This is a genomic window from Natribacillus halophilus (assembly GCF_900100185.1).
In the GTDB taxonomy this organism is placed as follows: Bacteria; Bacillota; Bacilli; order Bacillales; family Marinococcaceae; genus Natribacillus; species Natribacillus halophilus.
Map to the genome: position 1 here is coordinate 138,602 of NZ_FNEN01000005.1, position 14,217 is coordinate 152,818.

The 14,217-nt window shown below is 42.4% G+C and carries 13 protein-coding genes, 2 pseudogenes and 1 riboswitch; of the genes and pseudogenes, 13 read left to right on the forward strand and 2 right to left on the reverse strand.

Going from position 1 to position 14,217, the window contains the following annotated elements; genetic code table 11:
- The first annotated feature begins 69 nt into the window (after nt 1–69).
- Nucleotides 70–170, forward strand: a riboswitch (purine riboswitch).
- A gap of 65 nt (nt 171–235) precedes the next feature.
- From BLS58_RS07985 to moaC, 13 genes and pseudogenes are all read left to right on the forward strand, one after another.
- Nucleotides 236–721: a (2Fe-2S)-binding protein gene (locus BLS58_RS07985; RefSeq protein WP_090397742.1), complete on the forward strand. Its 486-nt coding sequence runs from the start codon at nt 236–238 to the stop codon at nt 719–721.
- The gene (locus BLS58_RS07990; protein WP_090397744.1) at nt 721–1,329 is read left to right on the forward strand and encodes a nucleotidyltransferase family protein; all 609 of its coding nucleotides are present in this window, start codon (nt 721–723) and stop codon (nt 1,327–1,329) included. The genes BLS58_RS07985 and BLS58_RS07990 overlap by 1 nt, the downstream gene beginning before the upstream one ends.
- On the forward strand, nt 1,326–2,207 hold the full coding sequence (locus BLS58_RS07995) for an FAD binding domain-containing protein (protein WP_245723105.1): 882 nt from the start codon (nt 1,326–1,328) through the stop codon (nt 2,205–2,207). Before BLS58_RS07990 ends, BLS58_RS07995 begins: the two co-directional genes overlap by 4 nt.
- Nucleotides 2,204–4,546, forward strand: a complete 2,343-nt coding sequence (locus BLS58_RS08000; protein ID WP_090397746.1) for a xanthine dehydrogenase family protein molybdopterin-binding subunit — start codon at nt 2,204–2,206, stop codon at nt 4,544–4,546. Before BLS58_RS07995 ends, BLS58_RS08000 begins: the two co-directional genes overlap by 4 nt.
- A 5-nt stretch (nt 4,547–4,551) precedes the next feature.
- A complete protein-coding gene (locus BLS58_RS08005) occupies nt 4,552–5,385 on the forward strand; it encodes an XdhC family protein (protein WP_090397748.1) in 834 nt (277 codons plus the stop codon).
- Nucleotides 5,382–5,699: an XdhC family protein gene (locus BLS58_RS08010; protein ID WP_090397750.1), complete on the forward strand. Its 318-nt coding sequence runs from the start codon at nt 5,382–5,384 to the stop codon at nt 5,697–5,699. Before BLS58_RS08005 ends, BLS58_RS08010 begins: the two co-directional genes overlap by 4 nt.
- Before the next feature lie 107 nt (nt 5,700–5,806).
- A complete protein-coding gene (locus BLS58_RS08015) occupies nt 5,807–7,102 on the forward strand; it encodes an NCS2 family permease (protein ID WP_176764676.1) in 1,296 nt (431 codons plus the stop codon).
- 229 nt (nt 7,103–7,331) lie between these two features.
- A pseudogene (locus BLS58_RS17995) lies at nt 7,332–7,606 on the forward strand (NCS2 family permease); the annotation flags it as partial.
- A gap of 119 nt (nt 7,607–7,725) precedes the next feature.
- Nucleotides 7,726–8,676: an NCS2 family permease gene (locus tag BLS58_RS08025; RefSeq protein ID WP_090397754.1), complete on the forward strand. Its 951-nt coding sequence runs from the start codon at nt 7,726–7,728 to the stop codon at nt 8,674–8,676.
- Nucleotides 8,677–8,718: 42 nt separating this feature from the next.
- Nucleotides 8,719–10,536, forward strand: a complete 1,818-nt coding sequence (gene ade / locus BLS58_RS08030) for an adenine deaminase (RefSeq protein ID WP_090397756.1) — start codon at nt 8,719–8,721, stop codon at nt 10,534–10,536.
- A 118-nt stretch (nt 10,537–10,654) separates the two neighbouring features.
- Nucleotides 10,655–11,146 carry a MogA/MoaB family molybdenum cofactor biosynthesis protein gene (locus BLS58_RS08035; protein ID WP_090397758.1) on the forward strand — a complete coding sequence of 164 codons (492 nt, stop codon included), beginning with the start codon at nt 10,655–10,657 and terminating at the stop codon, nt 11,144–11,146.
- Nucleotides 11,143–11,706 (forward strand): molybdenum cofactor guanylyltransferase, encoded by a 564-nt coding sequence (mobA, locus tag BLS58_RS08040; RefSeq protein ID WP_090397760.1) that lies wholly within the window; start codon nt 11,143–11,145, stop codon nt 11,704–11,706. Before BLS58_RS08035 ends, mobA begins: the two co-directional genes overlap by 4 nt.
- Nucleotides 11,699–12,196 (forward strand): cyclic pyranopterin monophosphate synthase MoaC, encoded by a 498-nt coding sequence (gene moaC / locus BLS58_RS08045; RefSeq protein ID WP_090397762.1) that lies wholly within the window; start codon nt 11,699–11,701, stop codon nt 12,194–12,196. Before mobA ends, moaC begins: the two co-directional genes overlap by 8 nt.
- Nucleotides 12,197–12,202: 6 nt before the next feature.
- On the opposite strand, the gene BLS58_RS08050 is transcribed toward moaC, so the two are convergent.
- Both BLS58_RS08050 and BLS58_RS18385 read right to left on the reverse strand, forming a co-directional pair.
- Nucleotides 12,203–13,891: a hypothetical protein gene (locus BLS58_RS08050; RefSeq protein WP_090397764.1), complete on the reverse strand. Its 1,689-nt coding sequence runs from the start codon at nt 13,889–13,891 to the stop codon at nt 12,203–12,205.
- Between the two features lie 87 nt (nt 13,892–13,978).
- Nucleotides 13,979–14,058, reverse strand: a pseudogene (locus BLS58_RS18385) (SEC-C metal-binding domain-containing protein); the annotation flags it as partial.
- Between the last annotated feature and the right edge of the window lie 159 nt (nt 14,059–14,217).

Genomic DNA, 14,217 nt, shown 5'->3' on the forward strand with positions numbered 1-14,217 from the left:
AATATGGGCCGTAACTTTAGATATCTTAACAGAGATAGATCTATGGTTGCGGTCTTTTTTTGCTAAGAGCCTGATAACTTTTTGCTTTTTCGTATAACCTCAATAATTGGATTGAGGGTCTCTACAGGAAACCGTACATTTCCTAAGCTACGAAAAAGGTTTCTTCCCATTGGAAATCTTTTTTGTAGCTTTTTTGTGTCTAGTCAAAATGATATTAAAACGAGGAGGCTTTTTAATGAAAAAGATTCAATTTCACTTAAATGGGAAGAAAGAAACGGTTCATTGTCCACCTGCCAAAACACTACTGGAAGTATTACGAGAAGATATGGGACTGACTGGTAGCAAAGAATGCTGTGGTAAAGGGGAATGTGGGTCGTGTTCTGTTCTTATAGGAGATGAAGCTATATGTTCTTGCCTCATATTGGTTGGCCAAGTTGAAAATGAAAGCATTGTCACAGTTGAAGGGATCGGCCTACAAGATAATATGGACGTCGTTCAAGAGGCATTTATAAAAGAAGGCGCGACACAATGTGGCTATTGTACGCCAGGTATCATCGTTGCGGCAAAGTCTTTTTTAAAAGACATTGAACACGTGCCCACAGTAGAAGAAATAAAAACTGCTCTTGGCGGAAATCTATGTCGCTGTACTGGATACCAAAAAATTATCACAGCCATTCAATCTGCAGCCAGAAACAAATTTGCTTTATCCGGTGAAGCATAGTGACAACCAGTGAGGATCACAATTTATCCGCACTATTATTAGCCGCTGGCCGTTCTCAACGAATGGGAACATTGAAAGCTGCCCTTCCCTGGAACGGAACATCGTTAATCGAATTTCAAGTCAATCAACTCCAAAACCCCTTAATAAGTGAACTTATCGTCGTTACAGGTTATAAGAGTGAAGAAATTGCTGAAATGATTAAACCTTCTCATGTAAAAATTGTCTATAACCATCGATTTCATGAAGGGAAAACTTCATCGATCCGAAAAGGGGTCGAAGTAATAAATCCTAAATCAAAAGGGATTTTAATAAGCGCAGTTGACCAACCGGTTCCAAAACATACCCTAGATTTGATGATCACTCATTTCAATAAAACAAATGCTTCCATTGTCGTTCCTGTATATAAACAAAAGCGCGGGCACCCAGTATTATTCAATGCTCATTTAAAACACGAATTATTAAAAGTCAATGAAGAAACACAAGGATTACGGAACATTTTCCGGAAATTTAATCATCATGTCTCACTATTGGAAGTCTCTGATCCTAATGTTCTACTCAACCTCAATACACCCATCGACTTTCTTCATATGAAAGGAGAGAAAGAATGATTAAAACATCTGAAATGCAGGTTGTCTCACCAAAATCATTGGATGAATGTTTATATTTGCTTAATGATCAAGAAAAGAACAACCGGCTGATCGCAGGAGGAACAGATGCGGTCGTTCGTATGAAGGATAAAAAATGGACACCTGATATTTGGATTAACATCAAAGGCATGAATGAACTTCGGTATATACGTAAAGATCCCAGCGGCATACACGTAGGCCCACTAACAACGCACACAGATATTGTTAAGTCGAAACTATTGCAAGACAAGGCTGATGTACTCACATTTGCAGCAAAAGAGGTCGGCGCTACCCAAATGCAAAATATGGGCACTTTAGGTGGGAATATTGGAAACGCTTCTCCTACCGGTGATACTATCCCTGCCCTCTATGTGTTGGACGCGCGTATTGAATTAAGTTCACTTTACGGAACAAGAACAGTTCCGATTGAAGAATTTTTTATTGGGCCGGGAAAAACTGTTATACAAACAGACGAAATCATTACAGATATCATCATTCGACCACAAGATACAAGCGAAATAGGCATCTTCGAGAAGCTTGGTCCTCGAAAGGCTCAGTCTATTTCCATAGTTAATTTCGCAGCATCCATAAATTTGGATAAAGAAGGACACCATTGCTCATCCGGCAGGTTGGCTTTCGGTTCAGTTGGACCGACGATTATCCGTGCAAAAAAATGTGAATCAATGCTTACATTAGATCGCTTCGATAAGTCTCTTACTCACAATATCTCAAAAGTAGCCTGGAAAGAAGTCGCCCCGATTTCTGACGCGCGGGCTTCATCAAATTATAGGAGAGATATGGCAAGTGCATTGCTGGAAAGAGGTTTACTTCGATTAATGAAAAGGTGGGAAAACAAATGAGCATTGGTGAAAAAGCAAACACACACAAAGAATATTCTAACGAACGGAATCAATGGATTGGAAAAAGAATTGCCCGTATTGACGGTCCTGAAAAAGTAACCGGTGAACTAAAATACATGACGGATGAAAATTACTCTAACATGGTCTGGGGAAAAGTTCTCCGAGCAGAGTACCCCCACGCCAAAATTAAAAACATCGAAACGGAAAAAGCAGAATCATTACCCGGGGTCATTTGTGTATTAACTTATAAAGATATTCCGGGATTTAACGGTTTCGGTATTGTAACACCAGATCAGCCTGTTCTTTGTGAAGATGTTGTTCGTTGCACGGCGGATGCAGTCGCACTCGTGGCCGCAGAAACAAGCGAAATTGCGGATGAAGCAATCAATCTTATTCACGTTGATTATGAACCATTAAAAGTTGTGACCGATGCTGAATACGCCATGACCGGTGAAGCTCCATACCTACATCCGGACGGAAACATACACAGCCATGTTAAAATCAATAACGGAGATGTCGATCAGGCGTTTAAACATGCTGACTACATTTTCGAAAACACATATTATTCACCGCGGCAAATGCATGCTTTTATAGAAACTGAGGGGGGGTGGGGCCTAGTGGAAGAAGACGGCACGTTAAAAATTCAATGCCCTGGCCAATATGCATATAGAGACAGATTACAAATTTCTCGAACGCTTGGTATTAATCCAGAAAGGATTCATGTTATTTCCAGTCCTAACGGTGGTGGTTTTGGCGGCAAAGATGAAATCACTGTACAAATCTATCTTGCTTTATTAGCCCTGCATACCGAGGGGCGACCTGTGAAAATTCATTTAACTCGCGAAGAGTCGGTTCAAGCTGGTATGAAGAGGCATCCTTTTAAAGTTCAAGTGAAAACAGCCGCAAATAAAGACGGAGTCATCACTGCCAATCAAGTAAGAGCAGTTGCAGATACAGGTGCGTTCGCTTCGTTAGGCCCAGCCGTCATATCATTGGCTGTCGAACATGCTTGCGGCCCATATAAAATACCTAATGTCGATATTGAAGGATTTTGCGTGTATACCAATAACGGCATCGCCGGTGCCTTTCGAGGTTTTGGCGTTAATCAAGTTTGTGTTGGCATTGAAACACATATCGATATGATCGCAGAACAAATCAACATGGATCCAATTGAAATTAGAAAGAAAAATGTATACCACCAAGGCGAAAAGTCAAGCGTAGGACATATAGTTAAATCCAGTGTTGGTACTCATGAAACATTGGAAAAGGCTCAAAATTGTGAACTATGGACGAATCAAAATATCTATAAAAGCCAACCGAGTGAACCATGGAAAAAAAGAGGGGTTGCTGTCTCGACGTCTTTCCACGCTGTTGGAATGGGACTCGACAAACCTGATTATGGTGCCGCCTCTATCGAATTGTTACACGATGGTCGTTTGAAAGTAGCCGTCGGTCCCGAAGAAATAGGCACCGGTAATGGTACCGTGTATGCTCAAGTTTGCGCTGAACTACTCCATTGCGATATGGCAGACATTTCTGTTGTCCAAGGTGATACGTCTGAGACATTAGATAGCGGCACCATTTCAGCCTCACGATCCACGTATACCGGTTCAAGAGCCATAGCCACTACAGCACCTCTCATGATTGAACTGCTTACGGGAACAGCAAGTGAAATGCTTAATATCCCGGCAAAAGATATAGATGTTGAAGACTGCAATGTGATCCATAAAAAAGATCATTCAATACTTCTTTCCTTCACTGAACTCTATGACTATTTGTCCATAAACAAAACATCCACAAAAGTAAATAGCCAGTTTTATCTACCGAAAGAAAAAGAAGCAATCAAAGGTTCCGGCGGAGCGCCTCATCATATTTACGGTTACCAGACAAACGTTGTAATGGTCGAAGTGGATACCCTAACCGGCGAAACGGATGTTTTACGGGTAGTGTCGATCCCTGATTGCGGAAGGGTTATGAATTTACAAGGTCTTGAAGGACAGACAGAGGGTGGAGCCATAATGGGGATTGGTTATACCTTATATGAAGATGTCATTATTGAAGAAGGCTACCATAAAACAAGTAATTTAGGTGATTATATCATCCCGACCATAAGGGAAACACCGGAGATCGAGACCATTCCTGTCGAAGCTCCAGAGCCATCAAATCCATTCGGTGCCAAAGGTATAGGGGAGGTTGTTATGATTCCAATCATTCCGGCCATTATGTCTGCGATTTATGATGCAACCGGAGCAAGGGTTAAACACTTGCCAGCAACTCCGGAGCGTATATTCAATGCAATGAAATCAACCACTAGTTCAGTTCCGATGTCCTCGAGGTGATAGCTTTGTTAAGCATCCAATTATATGAGAAGTTGACCCATTCACTGAAACAACAATTTGACGTTGCACTAATAACGATAACGGCGCACCCTAACGTTCAATTTATAGGCTCCAAATCATTGTTGTATTCAGACGGACATATATTTGATGAAAATAATTATTCACACCTTTTTTCAAATCAACTAGTTTCATATTGTCTGCCTTTATTGTTGGAACAAAAGACAAAAGCGATCACATTTACGTGCGATTCAGGTGAAGTAGAATGCTACGTCGAGGTGTATCCTAAACCTTCACATTTAATTATTGCTGGCGCCGGTCATGTCTCTGAACCTGTTGAAAAAATCGGACGAATGTTAGGATTCTATGTCACTGTCATTGATGACCGGCCAGCCTTTGCAAATCGTGAAAAATTCCCAGAAGCTGATGAAGTTATATGTATGCCATATCTTGATTTTTTCAAATCAGTTCCCATTACACCTAAAACTTTTATTTTGCTTCTTACTCGTGGACACAAGTTTGATGTCATAAGCTTACAGGAACTTCTGAAAAGAGAAGAGCAGCTGGAACCCCAAGAACGAACGACATATATTGGAATGATTGGGAGCAGAAGACGTATTGCCGGTGTTTTTGAACAGTTAAAAAGTGAATTTACCAGTCATCACTTCAAAAACATCTACTCACCTGTTGGATTAGATATTGGTGCCCAGTCTCCTGCTGAAATTGCCATAAGCATTCTAGCTGAAATATTGAAAGTTCAAAACAGTTCGAGCGGTCATTCAAAACGAGAAAAGATTAAGGACTATGAAAAACTCAAATTTTATGAAAGGAACAGGATATGAATAATATCGACTTTTTCGAAGAGGTTATGTCCATTCGCAAGCAAAGACAAAAAGCAGCCATGGCTACAATCATACGCACGAAAGGATCTACTCCTCGAAAAATAGGCACAAAAATGATTATTTATCCCGATTATAAATTGCAGGGGACGATTGGAGGTGGCTGCGGTGAAGGCGAAGTCATTGAAAAAGCACTTTTTGTTATTGAAACAGCCAAGCCACAACAACTTAAAGTAGATTTAACAGACGGTCTCTTTTATGAAGATGGTGGAATTTGCGGAGGCATTATGGATGTGTTTATTGAACCGATATTTTGATTCTTTTCCGTAAACTTGACATTCTAATCTGAAGGTGGATTTCGAGGAGGGCAAATATGAATTCGAACTTAGAACCCGAAACTAATAAAGCTTTGAAGAACAACAAAATTGAACAATATTTTGGCTTCAATGAGAAAAATACCAATTTCAAAAGAGAAACTATTGGTGGACTTACAACCTTTATGGCCATGTCTTATATATTGTTCGTAAACTCGGCTATTCTAAGTGATGCAGGGATGGATGAAGGAGCTGTGTTTGTAGCTACTGGGCTAACTGCAGCTATTTCGTGTCTTATTATGGCGTTATGGGCCAACTATCCGATCGGTTTAGCTCCCGGGATGGGATTGAATGCTTTTTTTGCTTATACAGTCGTAATAGGTATGGGCATTCCATGGGAAACAGCTATTGCTGGTTTCTTGGTAGCGGGTTTAATTTTCTTGATCTTAACATTAACAGGTCTAAGAGAAAAAGTCATCGATGCCATTCCCCCTCAATTAAAAGATGCTACTGTGGCAGGGATCGGAATGTTCATCGCTTTTATCGGGCTACAGAATGCGGGGGTTGTAACTGCAGATGAAGAGACACTAATAACGCTTAGCAATATTACTTCACCCACTACTGTATTAGCGCTGTTTGGCCTTATCGTGACTGCCATAATGCTGGTACGGAGTGTTAATGCTGCAATTTTTTTCGGGATGATAATAACAGCTGTAGCTGGAATTATCACTGGTTTGATCCCAGTCCCCTCTCAAGTGGTTTCTACTCTACCGAGTTTAGCACCAACTTTTGGGGTAGCGATTACTGAATTGCCAAACATTCTGCAACCAGAAATATTCACAGTGGTTTTCACCGTACTTTTCGTGAACTTCTTTGATGCCACAGGAACAATTATCGCCGTCGCTAAAAAAGCAGGATTTTTGAAAGATGATAAACTACCTAGAGCTAAACAAGCATTGGGAGCTGATGCTATTGCTTCTGTAGTTGGTTCTATTTTGGGAACCTCAAATACTAACTCTTATATTGAATCTGCATCAGGTGTTGCTGCGGGGGCGCGGACAGGTTTTGCTTCATTAGTCACGGCTGGTTGTTTTCTTCTATTCTTATTTCTGTCACCGCTTCTGGAAGTTGTGACTGAGGCTGTAACTGCCCCGGCATTAATCATTGTTGGTGTTTTAATGGCATCTTCTTTAGGGTCAATAAAATGGGACAGAATGGAATATGCTATACCCGCGTTTGTGACTATCATTGCTATGCCTTTAACCTATAGTATTGCCAATGGAATTGCTTTAGGGTTTATCGCTTATCCTATTTTAAGAATTGTTAAAGGAGAATACAAAGCGTTGCATCCTATTATGTACCTGTTGTTAGCTATTTTTATCTCGTATTTTATCTGGTTAGCTTAGATAATGTACGACTCCTAGATTAATTCCTTTCACAGGAAGGAGTGATATGCCAAAAACACCATTATACCGAAAACGAAAGTTGCTATTAAAATTTTATATTGGAAAAGTACGAATTATACGGTGGGTAAATCATATTCTGGATTCTGAAAGTCCATATTTTGTTGAGGGGAGAAAAGTAAATATGAGTTCGAACCTGGAACCCGAAACTAATAAAGTGAAGAACAATAAGATTGAACAACATTTTGGTTTCAGAGAAAAAAATACGAACTTCAAAACAGAATCTATAGGTGGTATAACCACCTTTATGGCCATGTCGTATATACTTTTCGTCAACCCGGCTATGTTAAGTACTATCCGATCGCTATAGCTCCTGGAATGGGATTGAATGCCTTGTTTGTATATACGATTGTAATAGGCATGGGAATCCCATGGGAAACAGCTATTGCTGGCACGTTGGTAGCTGGTTTAATCTTTCTTCTTATGACCTTAACTGGATTAAGGGAAACAATGTGGCTACGCTGCCGGTAGCCACCATCTACCATGAAAACAACTGATTTAGCGCAAAAAGTATAATCGTGACATATGTTGGTTATACTGATTGGTTTGCGCTGCTCCAATAATGGTTGTTTTCATACAAAAAAGTTATCGATGCTATCCCGCCTCAATTAAAAGATGCTACCGTAGCAGGAATCGGAATATTTATCGCCTTTATAGGATTTCAGAATGCGGGGATTGTGGCTGCAGATGAGGCAACACTAATGACACTTGGTGATATTACTTCTCCCACTACTGTATTGGCACTGTTTGGTCTCATCGTCACTGCTATCATGCTAGTACGAGGTTTTAGTGCAGCAGTTTTTTTCGGCATGATAATCACATCTGTAACTGGAATAATGACTGGTTTGATCCCACTCCCCTCTCAAATGATCTCTACTCCACCGAGTTTAGCACCAACTTTTGGTGTTGCGATTACCGAATTGCCAAACATTCTTCAACCAGAAATGTTCACGGTGGTGTTCACCGTACTCTTCGTAAACTTCTTTGATGCGACAGGAACAATTATCGCAGTTACTAAAAAAGCAGGTTTTTTAAAAGATGATAAATTACCTAGAGCTAAACAAGCATTGGGAAGCGATGCTACTTCATCTGTAATTGCTGCAATCTTAGGAACATCAACGACTAATTCTTATATTGAATCCGCTTCAGGTGTTGCTGCGGGGGCAAGAACAGGTTTTGCTTCTATCATTACAGCTGTTTGTCTTTTCCTATTCTTATTCCTGTCACCGCTTCTGGAAGTTGTGACTGATGCTGTAACAGCCCCAGCATTAATTATTGTTGGTGTTTTAATGGCATCTTCTATGGGGGCAATAACTTGGGACAAAATGGAATATGCCATACCTGCCTTTGTGACTATCATTGCCATGCCTTTGACTCATAGCATTGCGAATGGACTAGCCCTAGGGTTTATCGCTTATCCTATTTTAAAAATTGTAAAAGGCGATTATAAAAAGGTTCACCCCATCATGTACCTTATAATATTTATTTTTATTGCTTACTTCATTTGGTTAGCTTAACAGTATACTTTTATCAACTACTAATAAATAAGGAGCGATAAAATGTCGAAAGCACGATTTATACGTCCTAATCATGCTGATTGCATCAGAGATTTAATCGCAACAGCTCGAGGGGATCAAAATGCCACCATGGTCATCAAAAACGCGAAACTCGTAAACGTCACCTCACATGAAATTTTGTCCAATACAGATATTGCTGTTAAAGATTCCCGAATTGCTTATGTTGGAAAAAATGCGAATCATACGATAGGTGACAAAACAAAAGTTATATATGCCGACGGTCAGTATTTAACCCCTGGTTTCCTGGATGGACATTGTCATATCGAAAGCAGCCAAATTACCCCGACCCAGTTTGCTAGAGCGGTTATGCCAAGAGGGACAACCGGAGGGTTTTTTGATGCCCATGAGATTACGAATGTTCTCGGTCTTAACGGTCTTAAGCTCATGTTGGAAGGCGTGCGGCAGACACCAATGGCCGCTTATATGCAAGTGGCTTCATGTGTGCCTTCGACGAACGAAAACTTTGAAACAAACGGTGCGTTTATTGGTCCTGAAGAAGTCGCAGAAGCATTTTCATGGGGCACTGACATAAATGCCCTTGGTGAAGTGATGAACTTCCCCGGTGTCGTTTATGGTGACGAAAGAATGTTATCAATTCTAGAAGAAACATTGCATGCGGGTAGACAAGCAGATGGTCATTATACATGGCCACCGGAAGACGATCGCAAGTTATCCGCTTACACAGCATCAGGAATAAGCGGAGATCATGAAAATACGTCAGAAGAAGACATTATTTCCCAAGTTCGGCTTGGGATGTATGCAAAGCTGCGGCGAGGTTCGGCTTGGCATGATGTTGCAGAAACTATAAAAGCTTACACCGAACATGGTATTAATACAAGACGTATGCTTTTGGTTACAGACGACCGTAGCCCTGAATCCCTTATCGATGAAGGACATATGGACTTCGTTATTCGGCATGCCATTTCCCAAGGGGTGCCGCCAATTACAGCCATTCAGATGGCAACGCTTAATCCTGCGGAACGTTTTGGAGTTTCCAACGATGTCGGAATAGTTGCTCCCGGACGATTTGCTGATTTTCTTTTATTGGATGGACCGTTAGCTGACGTGAACGTTAAGATGACGGTTGCCGCCGGTCAAGTAATTGCGGAAAACGGCAAGATGCTTTCCGACCTCCCTAATTTTTCGCTACCTGAAAAAGCCGTTAATTCAGTTCATATTAAGAAGGAAATCAAAGCAGATGATTTCTTGATTGCTGCACCTACCGATCGTCATGAGACAACCATTCGCACCATTGAGGTGATGGAAAATCAGGTCGGTACTAAAGAGCAACACGTTACACTTCCTTGTGATAATGAAGAGATCCAACTTACAGATGATCTCTGTAAAATCACAGTGATTGAACGTCACGGTGTGAATGGAAATCAAGGGTTTGGTATTTTGAAAGGTGTTGATTTTCATAAGTCGGCTGCTATGGCCTCAACCGTAGCTCATGACAGTCATAATCTCATGGTCATCGGCAATAATGACGACAAGATGGCCGAGGCAGCAAACAAAGTTGTGCAGATGAAAGGGGGAGTCGCCGTTATTACGGAAACAGAGGAAACCAGTTTACCTTTACCGGTAGCCGGATTGATGTCGGATGCCCCATTTGAACAAGTAGCGGAAGCTTCTCGGGCGGTTAGTCGAACGCTTGCCAACGCAGGTTGCACGATGAATTATGCATTTATGACATTATCGCTTCTGGCCCTGGTCGTCATCCCTGAGATACGTTTGTCGGATAAGGGTTTGATGAGAATCACAGATGCTGGGTTTGAAAAGGTGTCTTTAGTTGTAGATTAGTCAGAATCCGTGGTCTATTTTTTTTATTCAAGTGCCTCCTTCCTTGGTATCGACGTGCCAACCTGATAAAATAATTGATAATACAAGTTTAACACAGGCGGGAGGAGGATGGAAAAGAATGCATCATGAACGAGACGCTTCTTCGGTTCGGGCAGGGATATTAACGATGTCGGACACGCGCACGAAAGATGACGACAAAAGCGGCGCACTCATTTGCTCGTACCTGGAGGGACACAACCACGACATCAGCGAATATCGTGTCATCAAGGATGATCGTGATGCGATTCAATCTGTGCTCGCTGATTGGACGAGCGATGATGACCTCGATGTCATCATTACTAACGGGGGAACCGGTATTAGCGCCAAAGATGTCACCCATCAAGTCGTGGCAGGCATGCTTGAAAAAGAAATCGAGGGTTTCGGCGAGTTATTTCGCATGAAAAGCTATGAGGAAATCGGGGCAAAAGCGATGCTCAGCCGGGCACTCGCGGGTGTGATCGCGCAAACGGCTGTCTATGTACTTCCAGGCTCTTCAAATGCCGTGCGACTCGGCATGAATAAGCTGATTTTGCCAGTACTTCCTCATGTCGTTGGAGAACTCCGCAAATGAACATCGTCGGTCTTTTACTTGCCGGGGGAAAGTCTTCACGCTACGGCAAACAGAAACTTTTTGAAGCATATGAGGGGCGGGCTCTTTTTCAACGAAGCATTAAAGCGATGCAAAATGCCGGGATCTCGTCAATTTATATCGTGACGAACCGGGAACTCGCGCCCGCTTTTGAGCATCCGGTCATCATCGAGGAAGAACCCCACGGCGGACCGCTGCACGCGTTACATACGGCGATGGAGATGTTGCCGAGTGATTGGGTGCAAGTATTGGCTGGCGATCTTCCCTATGTTGATGCACCAACGGTAGAGACCATCCTGCAAACGGCCAAGGCTCATCCTTCCGCCGACATTATCCTGCCTACAACCAATGGCCGGCATCAGCCCCTTCACGCTGCTTATCATACGCGTTGTTTGCCGATACTTAGAGAGCTCGTGGAAAATGAAAGCAGCATGAAAGCTTTATACGAAGCCGTAAAAACTCGTACACTGTCTTTTTCAAACGATCATCCGGCGTTTATTAATATTAATCGTCCTGAAGACTGGAGGGAGCATCATGAGTGAGTTTTCCCATTATAATGAAGAAGGCCGTTCGAAAATGGTCGACATCTCGCAAAAACAGGAATCGACGCGAACCGCGACGGCTGAGAGCCGTATTTTGCTTTCCGAAGAATTATATGAATCCATTCAAAGCGAAGCCTTGAAAAAAGGGGACCCCTTACAAGCCGCGCAAATCGCGGGCGTGATGGGCGCGAAAAAAACACCGGACTGGATCCCGATGTGCCACCCGGTTCCACTTCAAGGCACCGATTTATCCTTTGATTACCAAGAAACTGACGAGGACTATGTACTGATCATCCGCGCCACCGTGACCGTAAAAAGCAACACCGGCGTGGAAATGGAAGCCTTAACAGCGGTCACCGCCGCCGCGCTCACCTTTTATGACATGTGTAAGGCTGTTGACAAATCGATGATTATAAAAGAAACATTGCTTATTGAAAAAACCGGCGGGAAAAGCGGTGATTTTGTTCATCCCCGGCGTGCCGGGGAATGATTGGTCTTACATTTCCGATTCTTGCAACGCTTCAGTAAGTTCCGTTTTAAAAGCCCTATGCCGTGGGTATTTTTCACGATACCTCGCTATAAGATGATGAGCTGTTTGTACTTGTTCCCTATTAGCCAGGGTTTCGGCCATCGCGACCAGAATTCTGGCCGCTTTATCATAGCTCCCCCGTTTTTGATTGCTAACGATAGCATCGACTCTGTGCCCGATTTCTTTTTTGCACCATTCCAGGTAAAAATCCTCTTCTTCCGCTGTTAAATGAAGGGATGCTTTGACGCGGGCCATGTTTTTCATGTATTTTTCTGCATCCACTTTATCCCCGTCATCAAGCCTCTGGGTAATGACAGACTTCCATTGTTCAAGAAGGATTTTGGAATGTTTCTGATCCTTTGATAAAACATCCATCAAAAATAACAGCATGATCGGCTTAGAATTTGAACCGAAACTCCAACCGAGAGAATCTTCTCCCTTACAGCGATGAAACACCTCTTCATAATGACCCCCGAGAAGTTGGGCATGAATGAAAACCCTCTCACGAAAGGGTGATGTCACCCTTTCCAGATCCTTGAACGTAAAATTACCTCTTTCCTCATTTTTCAGTTCCAACATTCTTGTTTCCACTTCATCTCTAATTTCATCGAAACAACCTTCTTTATCCGCCGTAAGATACAGATCAAGCAAATATTTCATTAACGGGTTGGAGTAAAAGCTTTCTCTAAGCCCTTTCAGTTTCAGTTCATTATCTCCGCGTTTCTTGCCTGCCTCTGTTAATTTTTCCGCTACCTCTGCTCTTATCGTGTAATTGCTCGGAATGTTGGACAAACCTTCTGTAGCCGCTTGAAGAATGGACGTATTATCCCCTTCCATTTCCAAAGCCTCTAGCCAATCCACATACGCTTTCGGAAATGACTCTGCATGCGTCTTGGCGAATTCCGAAATCGCCGGGATGCCGCCCTTAAGAAAAACAGCTTCTCTCAGTAACTCACTCACATCAGAAGAAGGCGTTTTTCCTTTTAAAAATGCGATCCAGTCTGTCAAAAAAGCAGCAAAATCCGGCAAGGGTGCATCTAACGAATCTCTTATGTCTTTGAGCTTTATTTTGGTTAAGCCCACATAACCATAGTCCATCATAGAATCATACAGCACACGCATCCGCTCATCTGCTTCTATATTCATATAAACCGCCCTGAGAAAAAGAGCATTATGCTCCCTCACATTGACATCCAGCATATGAGTGATATCATAATCGCCAGGTAAAAGCCCTTCTTCCCCCATTCCCAATATATCGAACAACTTTTTATACGCCTCTTCCGCGACTGCATAATCCCCCTGCATCAGCAAATCTCTGGTGTCCAGAAACAAATCATCCATTTCCTCGGCCCAGCTTTCATCGCCGAACTCCCTTTCCTCACGGAGGACAGGATCCCAGCCAAATCCATCCACATACTCTTCGTCTTCCACCCTTTCGGCAAATGCATCAATCTGGGCGATGAGATGTTCGTCTCTATTGATGGCCGTTACCGTTTCTCCGTCCTTAAATGTCAATTTGTACAAAAAATCCTCTCTACGAGAGGGGTGTTCTTTACCTGCCCATTGCAAGATCAGGTTTTGAAGATCTTCTTTTGAAAAATCATCCAACCGCAACCTCACTTCAGTCATGAAGTCCTTATAACTTAAGGTAACCATACGTACGCTTTTCCTCCCCCAAGGTTCTATTAAAGTCAATCTATCAAAAAATCACTTATTTATGCCTGCAGGGACAGATCAATTGTACTACCCACAACATTTCTTGTACTTTTTTCCACTTCACACGGGCAAGGATCATTGCGTCCGACCTTCGTTTCGTTTACAATCGTTTTCGTGTTCTCGGCTTTCTCCCCCATCATCCTCTGCAAATCGGAAATGTCCTCAGGCTTGTCCTCTTCAATTCCGACAATCACCTTCCAGCCTCGACGATCACAAAAATCGTTTAATTCAACTGCTCGTTCTTCTGTAGGAACACGGAGGATGAT